16 protein-coding genes are annotated in these 17,435 nt (G+C 31.5%); 7 read left to right on the top strand and 9 right to left on the bottom strand.

What is annotated here, in order from left to right; all coding sequences use genetic code 11:
- The first annotated feature begins 3 nt into the window (after positions 1 to 3).
- Together HA145_RS03185 and glmU are read left to right on the top strand one after the other, a co-directional pair.
- On the top strand, positions 4 to 909 hold the full coding sequence (locus tag HA145_RS03185; RefSeq protein ID WP_209127816.1) for an MnmC family methyltransferase: 906 nt from the start codon (positions 4 to 6) through the stop codon (positions 907 to 909).
- Between the two features lie 25 nt (positions 910 to 934).
- A complete protein-coding gene (glmU, locus tag HA145_RS03180) occupies positions 935 to 2,284 on the top strand; it encodes a bifunctional UDP-N-acetylglucosamine diphosphorylase/glucosamine-1-phosphate N-acetyltransferase GlmU (RefSeq protein ID WP_209127815.1) in 1,350 nt (449 codons plus the stop codon).
- Position 2,285: 1 nt separating this feature from the next.
- Here glmU and HA145_RS03175 read toward each other — a convergent pair whose 3' ends face one another.
- Genes HA145_RS03175 through menD form a run of 4 tightly spaced genes read right to left on the bottom strand, consistent with a single transcriptional unit; the run spans position 2,286 to position 7,816 of the window.
- Complete coding sequence (locus HA145_RS03175) at positions 2,286 to 3,659, bottom strand: UDP-N-acetylmuramoyl-tripeptide--D-alanyl-D-alanine ligase (protein WP_209127814.1); 1,374 nt, start codon at positions 3,657 to 3,659, stop codon at positions 2,286 to 2,288.
- Positions 3,660 to 3,671: 12 nt separating this feature from the next.
- Positions 3,672 to 5,123, bottom strand: coding sequence for a glycogen synthase GlgA (glgA, locus tag HA145_RS03170; protein WP_209127813.1), 1,452 nt, complete (start codon positions 5,121 to 5,123; stop codon positions 3,672 to 3,674).
- A gap of 35 nt (positions 5,124 to 5,158) precedes the next feature.
- On the bottom strand, positions 5,159 to 6,016 hold the full coding sequence (gene menB / locus HA145_RS03165) for a 1,4-dihydroxy-2-naphthoyl-CoA synthase (protein ID WP_209127812.1): 858 nt from the start codon (positions 6,014 to 6,016) through the stop codon (positions 5,159 to 5,161).
- Between the two features lie 36 nt (positions 6,017 to 6,052).
- Positions 6,053 to 7,816, bottom strand: coding sequence for a 2-succinyl-5-enolpyruvyl-6-hydroxy-3-cyclohexene-1-carboxylic-acid synthase (gene menD / locus HA145_RS03160; protein ID WP_209127811.1), 1,764 nt, complete (start codon positions 7,814 to 7,816; stop codon positions 6,053 to 6,055).
- Between the two features lie 51 nt (positions 7,817 to 7,867).
- Here menD and lepB point away from each other — a divergent pair, with 51 nt between their 5' ends.
- Entirely contained in the window at positions 7,868 to 8,452 is a 585-nt protein-coding gene (lepB, locus tag HA145_RS03155; RefSeq protein WP_209127810.1) for a signal peptidase I, read from the top strand.
- A 45-nt stretch (positions 8,453 to 8,497) separates the two neighbouring features.
- Positions 8,498 to 8,833: a DUF760 domain-containing protein gene (locus tag HA145_RS03150; RefSeq protein WP_011862621.1), complete on the top strand. Its 336-nt coding sequence runs from the start codon at positions 8,498 to 8,500 to the stop codon at positions 8,831 to 8,833.
- A gap of 6 nt (positions 8,834 to 8,839) precedes the next feature.
- On the opposite strand, the gene HA145_RS03145 is transcribed toward HA145_RS03150, so the two are convergent.
- The 5 genes from HA145_RS03145 to HA145_RS03125 are packed head-to-tail and all read right to left on the bottom strand — an operon-like array spanning position 8,840 to position 13,919.
- The gene (locus HA145_RS03145; protein ID WP_209127809.1) at positions 8,840 to 10,012 is read right to left on the bottom strand and encodes a DUF4336 domain-containing protein; all 1,173 of its coding nucleotides are present in this window, start codon (positions 10,010 to 10,012) and stop codon (positions 8,840 to 8,842) included.
- Positions 10,009 to 10,881: a metal ABC transporter permease gene (locus HA145_RS03140; RefSeq protein ID WP_209127808.1), complete on the bottom strand. Its 873-nt coding sequence runs from the start codon at positions 10,879 to 10,881 to the stop codon at positions 10,009 to 10,011. The genes HA145_RS03145 and HA145_RS03140 overlap by 4 nt, the downstream gene beginning before the upstream one ends.
- 12 nt (positions 10,882 to 10,893) lie before the next feature.
- A complete protein-coding gene (locus tag HA145_RS03135; protein WP_075507783.1) occupies positions 10,894 to 11,658 on the bottom strand; it encodes a metal ABC transporter ATP-binding protein in 765 nt (254 codons plus the stop codon).
- Between the two features lie 3 nt (positions 11,659 to 11,661).
- The gene (locus tag HA145_RS03130) at positions 11,662 to 12,561 is read right to left on the bottom strand and encodes a metal ABC transporter substrate-binding protein (protein ID WP_209127807.1); all 900 of its coding nucleotides are present in this window, start codon (positions 12,559 to 12,561) and stop codon (positions 11,662 to 11,664) included.
- Between the two features lie 20 nt (positions 12,562 to 12,581).
- A complete protein-coding gene (locus HA145_RS03125) occupies positions 12,582 to 13,919 on the bottom strand; it encodes a YcjF family protein (protein WP_209127806.1) in 1,338 nt (445 codons plus the stop codon).
- A 166-nt stretch (positions 13,920 to 14,085) separates the two neighbouring features.
- On the opposite strand from HA145_RS03125, the gene HA145_RS03120 reads away from it, so the two are divergent.
- Genes HA145_RS03120 through thrS form a run of 3 tightly spaced genes read left to right on the top strand, consistent with a single transcriptional unit; the run spans position 14,086 to position 17,434 of the window.
- Positions 14,086 to 14,508 (top strand): hypothetical protein, encoded by a 423-nt coding sequence (locus tag HA145_RS03120; RefSeq protein WP_209127805.1) that lies wholly within the window; start codon positions 14,086 to 14,088, stop codon positions 14,506 to 14,508.
- Complete coding sequence (gene trpS, locus HA145_RS03115) at positions 14,498 to 15,514, top strand: tryptophan--tRNA ligase (RefSeq protein WP_209127804.1); 1,017 nt, start codon at positions 14,498 to 14,500, stop codon at positions 15,512 to 15,514. The genes HA145_RS03120 and trpS overlap by 11 nt, the downstream gene beginning before the upstream one ends.
- Before the next feature lie 3 nt (positions 15,515 to 15,517).
- Positions 15,518 to 17,434: a threonine--tRNA ligase gene (thrS, locus tag HA145_RS03110; protein ID WP_209127803.1), complete on the top strand. Its 1,917-nt coding sequence runs from the start codon at positions 15,518 to 15,520 to the stop codon at positions 17,432 to 17,434.
- Position 17,435 lies beyond the last annotated feature (1 nt).

Here is a 17,435-nt window from a genome sequence, read left to right as displayed (position 1 = left end):
TTTTTGTCTGAATTAATAGAAGTTTTAACTAAAGATGGTAGTTACTCTCTAAGAAGTGTTTTTTTTCAAGAGAACTTCCATAGTTTATTGGGCGCATTGGAGGAAACAAAGTCAAAGTTTACAGCTACTTCTAATTTGCAAAGATTTAAGGGAAAATCTCTTAATGTTTTGGATATATGTTTTGGTTTAGGATACAATTCTGCTTCTTTATTAGATGAATTGATTAAACAAAAATCCTATTTGAATTTGTATGCGTTAGAGATTGATAAAAAGCCTCTTGAATATTCGCTTAGAAATGAATCTTTTTTTAAATTATGGGCTCCAAAAGTCAGAACAATATTTGAATCACTTTATCAAAAAGATTACTTTGAGGATCAATTTTTTAAGTGCAGTATTTTGTGGGGTGATGCTAGAGAAAAAATCAACATTATTCCTTCATCTATTAAATTCGATCTGATTTATTTAGATGGTTTTTCTCCTCAAAAATGCCCACAAGTATGGACAATTGAATTTTTATCTAAAGTCATAGAAAATCTTAATTCTCAGGGTTATTTAATAACTTATTCTTCTTCAGCAGCAGTAAGAAAAACTTTAAGAAATCTTGGATTAGACATTTTTACTATTAAGCCTAGTTTTAAAAACAGAACTTTTTGGAGTCAGGGAACTGTCGCAATATCAAAATTTGATGAGAATAAATTTAAACCTAATTTCAATTTCGAGAAGTTATCTTTAATGGAAGAAGAACATCTCTTAACTAAAGCTAGTATTCCATATAGAGATAAAGATTTAAACTCAAGTAAAGACGATATAATCAATAGAAGATTAGATGAGCAATTATTCTCAAATCTATTATCGACAAAAAAATGGAGGGAGAAATGGGGAATGACGAAGTTATCCATTAAGAGTTAGATTTAAATAAGTATTTCAAATAAACATGTTAAGTGTTGCGATATTAGCAGCGGGCAAGGGCACTAGGATGGAAAGCTCATTGCCAAAAGTTTTACATAAAATTTCTGGCAAAAGTCTTCTACAAAGGGTAATTGATTCATGTGTCGCATTAAAACCTGATCAAATTTTCGTAATTACTGGGCACAAATCAAAAGAAGTACAAAAGTCAGTCCCAAACGATAAAAAAATCCATTTTGTTATTCAAGAACCTCAATCAGGAACCGGTCATGCTATACAGGTACTTTGTAGAGAAGTAAAAAATCATGAAGGAACACTATTGGTACTTAACGGAGATGTGCCACTAATTAGACCTAGCACTCTAAAAAGACTTTTGTATTTACATGATTCAAAAAATGCTGATGTTTCTTTAATTACTACAAAGAAAACAAATCCTCATGGATATGGCAGAGTTTTTTTGAAGGGTGATTTTATAGAGAGAATTGTTGAAGAAAAAGATTGCAATGATCTAGAAAGAGAAAATCCATTAATAAATGCAGGTATTTACTGTTTTAACTGGAGTAACTTGTCAGGAATAATTAATACCTTGCAAAGCAATAATAATCAAAAAGAGATTTACTTAACAGATACGGTATCTTTGCTAAAAAATTCCTTAGGCCTCGAGGTAGAGGATAATGGAGAGCTTCAAGGAATTAATAATAGAATTCAACTGTCAGAGTGCGAGGAAAGTATTCAGAATTCAATTAAAGAAAAGCATATGCTGAATGGTGTAACTTTTATAAACAAAGCAAGTTGTTCAATTAGTGAAGAAGCTGAAATTGGTAAGGATGTAATTATAGAGGCTAATACACATATAAGAGGAAAAACCAAAATAAAAAGTAATTGCATTATCGGACCAAATACTTTTATTGATAATTCTAATGTGGGACTAAATTGTGAAATTTCAAACTCTACTGTTTATGCATCTCAGATAATAGATTCTGTAAAAATTGGCCCTTATAGTCATATAAGACCTAATTCCAAAATATCTTCCTTTAGCAAAATAGGTAATTTTGTTGAAATCAAAAATAGTCAATTAGAGGAAGAATCTAAAGTAAATCATTTAAGTTATATTGGCGATTCTATTATTGGAAGCTCTACAAATATTGGAGCAGGTACTATTACTGCAAATTTTGATGGTCAGAAAAAACATCAAACAAAAATTGGTAAAAATTCCAGTATTGGTGCAAATACAGTTTTTGTAGCGCCAATTAATATCGGGGAATCAGTTACAACTGGAGCTGGTTCAGTGATCACAAAAGACTCCAAAGATAATTCATTAGCAATCTCAAGAACTAAGCAAGTGAATATAGAAAATTGGGAAAGAAAGAAATCCTAATCTAATTAATTAATTCAATAATTTTTTCAAGTTGCCAACATCTGCTCCCTTTTATAAGAATAGAATCCCCTTTTTTTGTAGATTTGTTTATCTCTTTAGGCACATCTTTAATATTATTTAAAACTAAAAATTTTTTCTTATCTTTTAGATAATTGGTGTAAATTTTTTCATTTTTTTTATCGCAAATAAATAAACACTTTTCTATGTCTGAATTATTTATTAAGTTGAATATTTCTTTATGATATTTTTCAGATTCTTCTCCCAATTCTTGCATACTTCCAAATATAAAAAATTTATTTCTCGGTTTTTCAATCAGGTTTTTAATACATGCTTTTACCGACTCTGGCGAAGCATTATATGATTCATCATATATTGTTGTTTTTACTGATTTAAGAATTTTATTTCTTCCACCTAAACTTACAAAATCAAATTTATTAAAACTTTCAAAATCAATGCCTAGCTCTTTAGCAACTGCATAAGCAAATAAGAAATTTGAAGCATTGTGAAATCCCTCAAATGAAATTTTAAAGGTATTTTCTTCAATTAAAATTGTTTTGTTCGAAGGATTATAAAATCCTCGCAAATTATCATCTTTATCAAAACTCTCCTTTTGATTTTCTATATTTAATAGCTTTACTTTTATCACTCTCCCTTTCCAAAATTCTTTTAAAGTTTTTTCTAGGAATGGATCATTTGCTGGAATTATTACAACTCCTTCTGGATTTAAGAACTTACTAATTTCACACTTTGCTAGAGCAATATTTTTTTTCGAGCCTAACAATCCAATATGAGCTGTGCCAATGTTAGTAATAACTGCAATATTTGGTTCACTATATTTAGATAAATTCTCGATCTGTCCAAGACCTCTCATCCCCATCTCAAGTACCAAAACTTTATCTTCTATACCTGTAGCGAGAATAGTAAGGCCAACTCCAATCTCATTATTAAAATTTGCTTGAGATAATTTAATTCTTCCAAGTTTATTTAAAACTACACCAATCATTTCCTTTGTTGTTGTTTTACCCACTGAGCCAGTTATTGCAACAATAGGAATATTTAATTTTTTTCTTTTTAGTAATGCTAATTTTTGAAATGCCTCTATTGTGTCATTTACAACCCAACAAGGAAAATTTCTAGGAAGTAATCTCTGCATCCCTTTTTTAATTACTACTGATTTAACTCCCTTATTTAAAACCTCTGGAAGAAAACTATGTCCGTCAAAATTTTTACCCTTGATAGCTATAAAAAGATCATTTTTTAATAAAGTTCTACTATCAATACTTATATTTTTAAAATTCAAAAAATCTTTTTTCCCCACGTTCAGATTTCTAATATCCCCCAAAACATCGTTTAATTCTGATAAAGAGAATTCCATCAAAAAATTAAGTCATGTTTTTTTTAAAGATGGATCAGCAGATTGTCCGTAAGAGAACTTTTCAACTTCAGCAAAATCTGGAGATGGCTCTTTTATTCCACAAACATCTTTGTACATAATTTCATATTCAAGTGCCGATCTTTGCCAACTAAACTCTTGGCTCATTGCTCTTTTTTGCAATAATTCCCAACTATCTTTATGCCTAAAGGCCTCCCAAGACCTTACTAAAGATGTATAGAAATCTATGGGTTCAAAGCGATCGAAGCAAAAACCTGTGCCACTATTATTTTCTGGATCATGAGGTAAAACTGTGTCAACTAAACCTCCTACTCGCCTTACTATAGGAATAGAACCATACCTCATAGCGAGTAGTTGACTAATACCACAAGGTTCGAATCTACTTGGCATTAAAAATGCATCAGAGCCACCATATATAAGTCTCGATAAAGAATCATCATAGGTAAGAAATACAGAAAATCTTCCTGGGTAATCTAATGCAAGTTGCCATAATCCTGACTCTAAATATCTATCTCCAGTCCCTAAAACAACTATTTGCGAATCTGTATATGCTAAAAGTCTTCTTGAAACTTGTAGAAGTAAGTCAACGCCTTTCTGATCAACTAACCTACTGACCATACCTAAAAGATATTTTTTAGGATTAACTTCGAGACCCATTTCTCTCTGCAGAATTTTTTTATTTTCAAGCCTATTTTCTAAATTCTTGATACTAAATTTTGCAGGTAAAACGGGATCTTTGGCAGGATTCCATTCATCAAGATCTATACCATTAAGAATTCCCCTTAATTTACCTGAAATGTAATTAAGTAATCCTTCAAGGCTTTCCCCGTATTCATGGGTTTTAATTTCATCTGCATAAGTCGGAGAAACAGCATTAACCCTATCTGCATACAACATTGCCGCAGCCATTGTGTGGTCTCCATGCATATACCAAGGACACCAAGTCATTTTTTCAAGTTTCCATCTCCAAGGGCCTTGGTATTTTAAATTATGAATTGTGAAGACAGTACTAATTTCTGGGTCCTGATGCATCCATACAGGAATCATTCCAGTGTGCCAATCATGGCAATGGAGAACTTGAGGTTTCCAACAATTCCAGGCAAATTCTGCAGTTGCACTAGCAAAAAATGTAAAGCGCCAGTCCTCATTTTCGCCTCCGTATATTTGGTCAGAGTCAAATGTTGGATGACCCACTAGGTAAATCACATAATTATGAATGGGATGTTTTGCTTCATAAATAGCAAAATCAGTCCCCATAGTATTTGATCTAAAGACTGGTTCATTAGATACCTCTAATAGGCTCCACAATTTCCCATAGCCTGGAATTATTACTCTTACATCGTGACCAAGTTTTATCAACGACGGAGGCAATGAACCAACTACATCTCCCATACCTCCAACTTTGATCATTGGAGCACATTCAGCAGCGGCAAGAAGAATTCTCATTGATAGTTATTTAAAAGTTCTTTTGAAAAAATCAACTATGGTGTCCATTTGTAGTCAGAAAAATCTGGCTGACGTTTTTCAAGAAAGGCATCTCTACCTTCTTGAGCTTCTTTAGTCGAATAAAATAATTGAGTTGTGTATCCAGATAATTCTTGAATACCAGCAATTCCATCATTCTCCGCATTAAATGAAGCTTTAAGAATACGAATAGCAGTTGGACTATTTCGTAAAATCTCTCTTGCCCAGATTACACCCTCAGCTTCTAATTCTTCAATCTTTGTAATTGCATTTATCAAGCCCATCTCTAGAGCTTCCTTAGAATTATATTTTCTACACAAAAACCAAATTTCCTTTGCTTTTCTTTGACCAACAAGTCTAGCCAAATAACTAGATCCAAATCCCGCATCAAAGCTTCCAACTTTTGGACCTGTTTGACCAAATATTGCATTTTCGGAGGCGATGCTGAGATCACAAATCAAATGGAGGACTTGACCTCCTCCTATTGCAAAACCAGGAACTAAGGCTATTACCACTTTAGGCAAACTTCTTATTAATCTTTGTAATTCAAGTACATTTAATCTTTGCTTTCCCTGATCATTTTCATATCCATTTTCGCCTCTAACACTTTGATCTCCTCCAGAACAAAAAGAATAAATACCTTTCTTATCAGGTCCTGCACCTGTAAAAAGAACCACCCCAATACTTTCATCATTTCTCACGACATTAAATGCATCAATAAGCTCATCAACAGTTTGAGGTCTAAAAGCATTTCTTTTATCAGGCCTATTAATAGCTATTCTCGCAATTCCCTCATTTGATTTATGAAACAATATATCCTCATAAGATCTGCATTCTGACCAATTTAATGTTGTTTTACCAGGTAATACTTTCATAAATCCTAAATTATTTGTGAATAGAAAATAATAAATTTAACTGCTAATTATTTTTTTAAGCAGGTTATTTTTTTCACTAATTTCATTTTCCGGATCAACATCAACTTTAATTATTACAGATTTCTGGATAGAAATGCTCCATTCGAATGCCTCTCTTAATTTTTTAAAATTTGTCACACTTTTAAATTGTACTTGATAGCTCTCTGCAAGTTTTGGCCAGTTTATTTCTTTAGGCATAAGAAATAGTTTTTTTAATTCATCTTCTTTTAGATTTTTTTTATAAATACGATTAAATATATTTCCACCATTATTATTAATTAAAAGGATTGTTAAATTCATGTCAATTGAATTTTCAATAAGCCAACCGTTTATATCATGAACAAATGCCAAATCTCCAGTCACAAGAAGTAGAGGATTTTTAATTCTAGAAATTCCTAATGCAAGGGATAAAGTACCATCTATGCCTGAAGCTCCTCTAAAACTGAAACAATTTCTTGTTAAAGTGCCATTCTCAGAAAATGTAAGCCAATCTCTAATTGGGCTACTTGCAGAAAGCATTATTGGATTTTTAGCGGGCCAAAGTTTTGGAACAAGGTTTGCAAGCTTATACTCAGTAATTTGATTATCATTAGTAATTTTTTCTTTTAAGATTTCTTTAATTTGCTCACCTCCTTCTATTAGATCAAGGGCTAACGGGGTAAGAGACTTTTTATTTTTTTCGTTTATTGATAATTCTGCTAACAATAGAGTAATAAAATTTGATAACCCAAGATCATATTCATATGATTTTTTTAAAGGATCCAATTTTCTATAGTTTTTTTCTTTAATAAGAATTTGTATCCCTTCGAAGGTTGTTAAAAACTTCTCCAAATCAATTGAGGATGACATTGCTCCTAGCCTCAAAAGTTGATGACAATTAATTAAATTCTTATTTTTTCTTAAGACTAATTCCCAATTCACAACTAACCCTCTCAAATCAGAATAAACACCTGAAACAGGATCAGCAAATACTGGCCAACCCGTAATTTCTTGTAATTGTTCTAAAGATTTATTGAAAGAAGACAAGTCATTTATGGAACCTTGATAGGGACCTACCAAAATAATGCCAGATTCATCTAAGTTTAAACTTTTTGAAATTTCTAAGAATTTGTTGTTATCAGACTTTATTTCAACTTCCTGAAAGACATATTTTTTCTTTAAATAAATTCTCTCAAAAATCTCTAAAACATTTTTTTTATTAAAAAAAGAAATATCTAAAGGCTTATCAATAGGAATATTTAAATGAATAGGACCAGGGAAGGTGGATATTTGTTTCTCAATAATTTGCACTAAATTTAAAATTTCATTTTCTTTTGTTTCATGGAGTCCATTGAGATTTGTACTTAATACTCTTCTGCAGACAGAACTCAAAAAATCTTCCTGATTTACTGTTTGATTAGCCCCACAATCTTTTAATCTTAAGGGTCTATCAGCAGTAAGAAATATAATGCCTTTACAAGATCGGTCTGCCTCAACTGCTGCTGGTAATAAATTACTTACGGCAGTTCCAGAAGTTGTAATAACTAAAGAAAGATTACCTGATGCAGCAGCAATACCAAGTGAGTGGAAACCTGCAGATCTCTCATCTATCGAATTAAAAATATTTACCAGTCCTAATTTATTTAATTCTCCGGCAGCTATTGCCAAGGGCGCTGATCTACTACCAGGACATAGTATTAAATTTTGAACTCCTATTTTTATAAAAAGATTTAAAAGTTGTAGACTTCTAAGAAAATTTTTGCATTCAATAGATGATGTCATAATTTATATAAATGCTTTGGGATTTTTCCTTATAATTGAATTAAATAAAACATGCCTAAAACTGAAGAAAAAAGAAATTCAATAATCAAGGATTTAAGAAATCTTTTAATTTGGATATCTATTGCTTTAATTATACGATGGCAGGTTATCGAGCCAAGATGGATCCCATCCGGTTCAATGCTTCCGACTCTTCAAATACAAGATAAAATTCTTGTTGAGAAAGTTACCCCTAAAATTACATCCAAATCAAATCTTTCAAAATTTAAAAATAAAATAGTTGTTTTTAAAGTTCCGGAACAATTAATTAATGTTGGTTATGAAGCAGATACTGCACTAATAAAAAGAGTAATTGGAATACCTGGAGACAAGGTAGAAGTAAGAGACGGTAACCTTTACTTAAATGATATAGCTCAAAAAAATTATGTTACTGACAAAAATATTAATTATTCTATAGGGCCTTTTATTGTCCCAGAAGAGTCATTATGGGTAATGGGAGATAATAGAAATAACAGTATGGACTCACATATTTGGGGATTTTTACCCTATAAAAAGGTTATTGGTAAAGCTATTTTTAGATATTGGCCGTTAAATAAAATTGGACCTATTCGGTTCCCTGCCCTTAATAATTTAGATTAATGGGTACGTAATGTTGTAGGGTTTTTATATCTTGAAGTTGTAGAAATGTTTAATCCAGAATTTCTTGCCACTGAAAATAATGATCCAAATGATGAGAATGATTTAATTCAATATTTACAAAAACAATCTCCGGAAGTTTTGCAAAGAGTAGCAAAATCAGCTAGTGAAGATATTCAAGAAATTATTAGACATAATGTTCAAGGTCTTCTTGGAATGCTTCCTTCAGATCAATTTGATGTAAAAATAACATCTTCAAAAGAGAACATCGCTAATTTATTATCTTCGGCAATGATGACAGGATATTTCTTAAGACAAATGGAGCAAAGAAAAGAGCTGGAACAAACTCTTAAAAATGATGAGAACATGTCTATTGAAGAATAATATTTTTTAGAGATTTACTTCTTCAGGAATTATTCCAAATTCGTACAACTTTTTATATAAACCCATCAAAAATTTATTATCCTCAGGAAGTTTGTCCCACTTTTTGGAATTAATTTCATCAATTAATTTCTGACAATCTTCTATTGTAAATTTTATAGGTGCCGTAAAATGAGCTGGGATTAAATATTCCATATCTTCAAGAGACTTGATATTTTCTAACCACTTAAGTAAAACTTCTTTTGAACGCGGAAAAATTAATTTTTGTAAAACTGGTGCAATTTGAATCTTAGGAGTATCTTTACCCATTATTTCAACAAGAGATGATTCCCAATCTTCGTCCCATAAAAAGGGATAAATACCGAAATGAGATCTCCAATTTCTAAGATCTTTTTTGAATGAATACTTAAATATTTTTTTTAAAGGTGGAATATTTAATTTACCTGGTTTTAAAAAAGATGAAAATAAGACTAACCTTTTCCATCCTTTTTTTCTTTGTTCGATGGAATCAATCAAAGGTTCATCTCCTCTCTCTCTAGAATGAAAAAGAAGTGGAGTTGGATCAAAATTAAATATCTCAGGTGGTGTAGAGTCTATTCCAACTATTGCGTCTGTTACATGAAGAGTTTTAGTAGGATAATGGAAACAGCTTATCTCCTGATATCTTCCAAGTCCTAAATTAAGTGGGCCTAAAGAAGACCATTTAAAGAATTTTGAATGTGGAGTACCTTCCTCAAAAAGTATTCTTGATCTTTTTGATGGAATTCCTAAAAAATCTAGTGGTAGATTTATGGGGAAACTCCATTGTCCAGGACAAAGCCAAATTTCTGCATCTTTAAAAATTCTTGAAAGAGCTGGCAGTCCAATTTTATGTTCTAGTCCAGAGGCACTCGGTAGAATTATTGTTTTTACTTTGCCGTGAGTCGCAATTAATTTTTCTAACTCATTTATAAATTCTTTTGTTGGAGGCAGTGGATTTATTAGCATCAATCCATTATCAACCTTTATTACCGTCATTCTTATTGGAACCGCAACATAATAAAGTCCCTGTATTTGTTCCAAGGACCATATTTGATCAGGAATTAATTCTCTTAAAATTGTTTTCTTTTTTCCATAAGGATATAAAGGGAATAATGGCCACCAATTCCACTTTTTATTTAAAGTTTCTTCCACCATTATCATTTATAACCAGCAAGTAATTTCTTTAACTTAAATATTCCATATCTAGGAGCGAATAAAAAAGCAAATAAAAATATAAAAGTTTGTGCTAAAACAATTGATCCACCTGTTTCAAGATCAAACCAAAAACTAACATAGATTCCTATTAGGCTTGAGATAACTGCACTTAATACTGAAATTACTGTCATATTATCAAACTTATCCGTAAGTAAATATGCAGTAGCACCTGGTGTAATCAACATTGCAACTACCAAAATAATTCCAACAGACTGCAAGCCCACAACAGCTGCCAAAGATAAGCATGTGAGGAGTAAATAATGAAGAAAAAATACATTAATCCCAACTGTTTTTGCATGCCTGGGATCAAAACAATAAAGCATTAAATCTTTTCTAAAAATTGATAAAAGGATTACTACTAATAAGGAAATTAATATTGTTTGTTTTACATCTGAAAGTGATATTCCTAATGGGCTTCCAAAAAGAATAGAGTGCAGATCAATATTACTTTTAATCTTAGAAACCAATACGATTCCAAGAGCGAAAAATCCAGTAAATACCAACCCAATAACAGTATCTTCCTTAACTCTAGATTTCTGCTTAATAAACCCTATCAATGCTACAGAACCAACTCCGAAAATAAATGCCCCTAATGAGAAAGGAAGACCTAATGCATAAGCAACCACAACACCAGGCATTACTGAATGTGACACTGCATCTCCCATTAATGCCCATCCTTTAAGAGTTAAATAACTTGATAGGAAACCACAAACAGCTGCAACTAATGAACTCATAAGAAGTGCTTTTCTCATAAAATCATGAGTTAAAGGATCTGTTATGAATGAATCTAAAGTTAAAAAAGAACAGAGCTCCATATAATTGAAAATTTAGGATTCAGGTCCAAACAAAAAATCAGGTGAGATCCCTCCAAAAGTGGTTGTAATATTTTCAGGGGTAAACACTTCAGAGGTCTCGCCATAAGCTACAACAGTTTTATTTATCAAAAGGACCAAATCACAAAATTCACGGACATGAATCATATCGTGCGTTGATAATAATATAGTTTTCCCCTCATTTTTAAATTGAATAAATAATTCCGAGATAAGTTTCTCAGTTCTTATATCAACTCCTGAAAAAGGCTCATCAAGAAGTAATATTGACGCTCTTTGCGCGATTGCTCTAGCTAAAAAAGTTCGTTTTCTCTGACCTCCAGATAAGTTTCCAATAGGTGTAGATAAATGATCAGTAAGATCAACTCTCTCAATAGCATCTTTAACAGCCTGAACATCAGATTCTCTAGGACACCTAAAAATATTCATCGAACCATATCTTCCCATCATCACTACATCCCAAACACTTATTGGAAATTGACTATCAATTCCCTCATTTTGAGGAACATATGCAATTGTCTGATCTTTTTGAGCAGATCTTACAGACTCTCCATTTATTCTAATTTTTCCCTTTGAAATATTTACAAAGCCAGTTAAAGCATTAAAAAAAGTTGTTTTACCAGCCCCGTTCATCCCTACTAACCCACAAATTTGGCCAGGCTTCAATCTTAAATTGGCATCATACAAAGCCACCTTACCGTTATAATCAACGCAAATATTCTCTGCATCAATCCTAAAGTTTTGATAATTGATTGTTTCCATAATTCAAAAAAGCCCTTTTTTAATCAAATCCAAATTATGCTCTAGCATTTTTATATAGGAACTAGCAGGCCCACTATCATCAGATAATGAATCAACAAAAAGATTTCCTCCAAAATTAGCCCCAGTTTCGTTTGCAACAACCATTTGAGATTCGTTACTTACAGTACTTTCGCAAAATACAGATGGGACATTTTTTTCTTTAACTAAAGAGATTGTTCTTGTCATTCTTTTGGGAGTAATTTGACTCTCAGCATTAACTGGCCACAAATAAACTTCCTCTAATCCATAATCATTTGTTAAATATGAAAAAGCACCCTCACAACTTACTAGATACCTCCTGTCTTTATTTAAGTTATTAATAAAAAGTGAGAATTCTTTATCTATTTTAGAGAGTTTATCTTTATAAATTTTTCCATTTTCTTCAAATAATGCCTTTTTGGATGGCCTCAATTCTGATAAATAATCCACGAGAATATCTACGTATAGGATTCCTCTTTTTGGAGAAATCCAGGCATGAGGATTGGGTTTCCCTTTATAAAAATCTTCACTAATGAAAATAGGATCTAAATCTTCCGCGACAGTAATTCTTTTAACTTTTAAATTAGAAACAAATTTTTCAGCCCATAATTCAAATCCAAATCCATTATCAATAAAAACAAAAGCACTAGAGGCATTTACCAAATCGCTTGGAGTTGGTTGGTAGCCATGAACTTCAACTCCAGGTTTCGTTATTGATCTAACAATAAAATCATCTTTAGCAACATTGCTAATTATGTCCGCCAAAACAGTGAAACTTGCCAGTATTACTTCTTTAGTTTCATTTTTATTTGATATTTTCTTACATGAACCTGAAGCAAGAGAAAGCAGAAGTAACAAACTTAAAAAAAGAATATTTTTTCTCATATTTAAAATTCAACCTTAGATTATGAACTAAAAGATAGTTTCATAAGTGGTTTTCTAATATCAGAAATAAATCCTTTCCAATTTATTTTTTCTTTTTCAAAAGCTTTTTCAACAATTTTCTCAGAATTTTTCTTTATAAAATCCAAATCAGGTTCTTCTACTCCTTTTGTTATTGCCATAAAATCAGCCAAAGAACTAGATACTACTCTTGTTAAATAAGCAGCACTTACAGCCTGAAATGTTCCAGAGACAAGCCAATTTGGGCCATGTAATTTTGTTATGCCAATTAGAGTCTGTCCACTCCATTCAATAACTCCCTGAGCAATTGCAGTTTTTAAAATCTCTTTAGATACTTTATCTAAAATTTCAGGAGACCAATTACATCCCCATATGGACTTAATTTCTTTAATCATTAATGAATTTAGTACTGTCATTGCCAAAACATCAATTGATGGGATAGGAGATAAGAAAACAGTTGTCGCGACTAGAATTTGATTTTTTCTTTGTATACCTTTTAACTGCATTCTTCTTATCCCTTCAATTTCAGATTGCCAAGCAACATGAAGCTCTTTCAAGAGCCTTTTTTTTGTATTTTCAATATTTTTAGATGAACTTATGAAAAACTTCCTTAACGAAAAAGGTATATTTGTTATTTCATTCTTATTTACATCAAAAGTAATAATTTTATTTATAAATTCACTTGAAATTTGAGACTTTAGATCTTCTATCTGATTTTTCTCTTCTATTTCGTTGGAAGTTGAAGCCACCAACCAGATTGGCATATTTTTAGGAAACTTTTCCAGCCACAAAAAATCATTTGCAGACAAAGGCAAGTTTATAAAATACAAGATTGCATCACTCTTCAAAGCTTCTTCTGGAATAACTTGAGAAGAATTGTATTTAGGCAGTTTTTCGTATAAATCAAAGTCAAATTTATCTGCTTTGAAATAACTTTTCAAAACAGACTGACAACTTTGGTAATCTTTTTGTCCAATACAACTTATTTTTTCTTTTTCATCAAATCTATTAAGAATCGATTCAAGTATTTTTTTTCTTTTTGAATTCTGTTTTTCTAATTCATTTGTTGCTTCAAGTTCTTCAAAAAAATTTAAATCTTCATTACATAGATTTATCCAACCATCTAAATTATTTGGCTCATTAAATTTAGGCTTATCATTCTTCAAGTAAAAATATCCCCCCAAACACAAAGCAAAAAATCCTATTGAGCCGCCTGCAAAATGAATTAAGTCACTAACAAACCATTCCCCAAAACCTAATAATAATAAAATAATAAGAAGATTTTTTTTTGGAAATTTTATGAAATCCTTTAAAAGGTTGTCTTTACTAATATCAAACACAATACTTTTTTTTTTCTAATTTTATTTTAATGCAAGTTGTGAATGAGAAAAGCAAAATTTCATAAGTCGTTAATCAAAAGATAAAAATTTAGGGCTTTTAAAAAGACTTATTGCATAACAAGATGCTAAGTTAATAGACTATTTAAATAACTTACGAAACATCAAGATGTCTAATTCAAATTTCAGCAATAATCCTGGACAAGAAAATTACAGAGGTCGTACTAACAATGAAAGATCTAATTTCAGAGATAGATCGGGCGGCAGAAGAGATGGAGGAGGATTCCGCATAAGATTAAGTGATAACGAAATGAAAGCTGTTAAATCAATACAAGAGGCCTTTCAATTGAGATCTACCGTTGCAGTTCTGGGTTTCTCCGTCAGAACACTTAGCGAAATGATCAAAGACGAAAAATTGATTGAATCAATCACAGAATATGCAAAAAATAATAAAAACTCTTCTCCGAATAGACAATCACAAAATCCTTATGAAGAAAAGACAAAAACAGTACCTGATCCTTTTGCAAGACCTGTAAAAAGTACAACAACTGAAGAGATCCAATCTACCGAATTAGAAGAGGATGGCGAATAAAAAAAGAATTCTTTCTGGAGTTCAACCAACTGGTGATTTACACATTGGGAACTGGCTTGGGGCCATTAATAATTGGGTTGCGCTTCAAGATCAATATGAAACATTTCTGTGTGTAGTTGATTTGCACGCAATCACAGCTACATATAATCCTAAAGAATTATCCAAGAATACTCTTTCCACTGCGGCTTTGTACGTTGCTTGTGGGATAGACCCCGAAATATGCTCAATTTTTGTCCAAAGTCAAATTTCTGCTCATTCAGAACTTTGTTGGATATTAAATTGCATGACCCCAATAAATTGGATGGAAAGAATGATTCAATTTAAAGAAAAATCTATACAACAGGGTAATAATGTATCTATTGGATTATTTGACTATCCGATCCTGATGGCGGCAGACATCCTTCTGTATGATGCTGACTTTGTACCAGTTGGAGAGGATCAAAAACAACATCTTGAACTTGCCAGAGATATTGCACAACAAAGAATTAATGCCAGATTTAGTAAAGATAAAAATATTTTAAAAATCCCTCAGCCAATTATTATGAAGAATGGTTCAAAAATAATGAGTTTAATTGATGGTTCAAAGAAGATGAGCAAGAGTGATCCTAATGAGGGCAGTCGCATTAACTTATTAGATCCTCCTGAAATAATCACAAAAAAAATTAAAAGAGCAAAAAGTGACAGTTCTATTGGAATTGAATTTAACAACCCTGAGAGACCAGAATCTAAAAATCTATTGATGATTTATTCAATATTAACTGGCAAAGAGATTTCTCAATGTGAAAATGAATTCTTAGAGACTGGATGGGGGACATTTAAAAAATTAATTACTCAACAACTTATTGAATCACTAGAACCTATTCAGAAAAAATATAAATTATTAATTAATGATCCCTATCAACTAAATAAAATCCTTGATCAAGGGAAGGAAAAAGCTGAAGATTTAGCAAATAAGACTTTAAAAAGAGTTAAATCAAAATTGGGATTCTTTGAAATGGAGAAATAAATTATGCCAATAATTACCTTGCCTGATGGTTCAAAAAAGGTTTTTGAAAAATCTGTAACTATTCTAGAAATTGCCCAGAGTATAGGGGCTGGATTAGCTAAAGCAACAATTGCTGGGAAAGTAAATGATGTTCTAATTGATGCAACTATTCCTATAAATAGAGATTCCAAAGTTGTAATCATCACATCAAAAGATAAAGAAGGAATTGAAATAATAAGACATTCCTTCGCTCACCTTATTGGTCATGCAGTTAAACAAATTTACTCTGATATTAAAATGGCTATTGGGCCTGTAATTGAAGATGGTTTTTATTACGATATTTTCTCTGAATACAGATTTACTCCTGAAGATTTAATAAAAATCGAAAATAGAATTAATAAATTAATAAAAACAAACTATGACGTTGAAATTTTACAAGTTTCTAAAGAAGAGGCAATTAAAACTTTTAAAGAAAGAGATGAGACTTTTAAATTAAAAATAATTGAAGAAATTCCTGAAGAAGGTCTCATCAATTTATATAAGCACGAAGAATATATCGACATGTGTAGAGGGCCTCACGTACCTAACACAAGACATTTGAGACACTTTAAGTTACTTAAATTATCAGGTTCATACTGGAGAGGTAATAGCGAGAATGAATCATTACAGAGAATATATGGAACTGCATGGGCTAAAGAAAAAGAACTCAATGACTACTTAAAAAGAATTGAAGAGGCTGAAAAAAGAGATCATAGAAAACTTGGAAAAAAACATTCACTTTTTCATATACAAGATGAATCTCCAGGAATGATTTTTTGGCATCCGAATGGATGGACAATCTATCAGGTACTGGAAGAATACATAAGAGGAATACTTAAAAAAAATAATTATTTAGAAATTAAAACCCCACAAGCTGTTGATAAATCACTTTGGGAAAAATCCGGTCACTGGGAAAAATTCAGAGATGATATGTTTACTACCGCATCAGAAAATAGAACTTATGCAATTAAACCAATGAATTGTCCATGCCATATTCAAGTATTTAATCAAGGTTTAAAAAGTTACAAGGATTTACCTATTCGTCTTGCTGAATTCGGTTCTTGCCACAGAAATGAGCCCTCTGGAGCACTACACGGATTGATGAGAGTAAGAAACTTTACTCAAGATGATGCACATATATTTTGCACAGAAGAACAAATCCAAGAAGAGGTATCTACTTTTATTGATCTTGTTTTCGAGGTTTATAAAACTTTTGGTTTTAATGAAATCATTATTAAATTATCAACTCGTCCTGAAAAAAGGGTTGGAAGTGAAGAGATTTGGGATAAATCAGAAGAGGCTCTTACCAAAGCTCTCGATAATAAGAATCTAAAATGGGAACTTCAACCTGGGGAAGGTGCTTTTTATGGCCCAAAAATAGAATTCTCATTAAAAGATTGTCTTAATAGAGTCTGGCAATGTGGAACAATTCAGGTTGATTTCTCAATGCCAATAAGATTGGATGCCACTTACATTGATGTAGATAATGAAAAAAGAAATCCAGTAATGCTTCACAGAGCAATTTTAGGATCCTTTGAAAGATTTATTGGGATTTTAATTGAACAATATGAAGCTAAATTTCCAATCTGGCTTGCACCATATCAAATAATTTTATTAAGCATTACCGATAGAAATATTGAAAAGTGTTTAGAGTTTAATCAATTAATGAGTTCTAGGGGTTATCGAGCAAAAGTTGATATTAGAAATGAAAAAATAGGATATAAAATAAGGGAGGCAACTCTTGGGAGAGTTCCCTTAATTGGAGTTATTGGAGATAAAGAAGAGGAAACTGATTCAGTAGCCTTAAGAGCTTTAGATGGGAAAAATTTAGGAATTTTCAATTTACCCGAAATATTCAAATTAATGGACGAATTAATAGAAAAAAAAGGGAGAACAGAATAAT

Origin of the sequence: Prochlorococcus marinus XMU1411 (genome assembly GCF_017696075.1) — a bacterium.
GTDB classification, from domain to species: Bacteria; Cyanobacteriota; Cyanobacteriia; order PCC-6307; family Cyanobiaceae; genus Prochlorococcus_A; species Prochlorococcus_A marinus_V.
This window is presented reverse-complemented; position numbering and strand designations above follow the sequence as displayed.

What these genes read in the sequence shown, in the direction of transcription:
- glmU (WP_209127815.1), top strand. Translation starts at nt 935, where the DNA reads ATGTTAAGTGTTGCGATATTAGCAGCGGGCAAGGGCACTAGGATGGAA.
- HA145_RS03175 (WP_209127814.1), bottom strand. Translation starts at nt 3,659, where the DNA reads ATGGAATTCTCTTTATCAGAATTAAACGATGTTTTGGGGGATATTAGA.
- glgA (WP_209127813.1), bottom strand. Translation starts at nt 5,123, where the DNA reads ATGAGAATTCTTCTTGCCGCTGCTGAATGTGCTCCAATGATCAAAGTT.
- menB (WP_209127812.1), bottom strand. Translation starts at nt 6,016, where the DNA reads ATGAAAGTATTACCTGGTAAAACAACATTAAATTGGTCAGAATGCAGA.
- menD (WP_209127811.1), bottom strand. Translation starts at nt 7,816, where the DNA reads ATGACATCATCTATTGAATGCAAAAATTTTCTTAGAAGTCTACAACTT.
- lepB (WP_209127810.1), top strand. Translation starts at nt 7,868, where the DNA reads ATGCCTAAAACTGAAGAAAAAAGAAATTCAATAATCAAGGATTTAAGA.
- HA145_RS03150 (WP_011862621.1), top strand. Translation starts at nt 8,498, where the DNA reads ATGTTTAATCCAGAATTTCTTGCCACTGAAAATAATGATCCAAATGAT.
- HA145_RS03145 (WP_209127809.1), bottom strand. Translation starts at nt 10,012, where the DNA reads ATGATAATGGTGGAAGAAACTTTAAATAAAAAGTGGAATTGGTGGCCA.
- HA145_RS03140 (WP_209127808.1), bottom strand. Translation starts at nt 10,881, where the DNA reads ATGGAGCTCTGTTCTTTTTTAACTTTAGATTCATTCATAACAGATCCT.
- HA145_RS03135 (WP_075507783.1), bottom strand. Translation starts at nt 11,658, where the DNA reads ATGGAAACAATCAATTATCAAAACTTTAGGATTGATGCAGAGAATATT.
- HA145_RS03130 (WP_209127807.1), bottom strand. Translation starts at nt 12,561, where the DNA reads ATGAGAAAAAATATTCTTTTTTTAAGTTTGTTACTTCTGCTTTCTCTT.
- HA145_RS03120 (WP_209127805.1), top strand. Translation starts at nt 14,086, where the DNA reads ATGTCTAATTCAAATTTCAGCAATAATCCTGGACAAGAAAATTACAGA.
- trpS (WP_209127804.1), top strand. Translation starts at nt 14,498, where the DNA reads ATGGCGAATAAAAAAAGAATTCTTTCTGGAGTTCAACCAACTGGTGAT.
- thrS (WP_209127803.1), top strand. Translation starts at nt 15,518, where the DNA reads ATGCCAATAATTACCTTGCCTGATGGTTCAAAAAAGGTTTTTGAAAAA.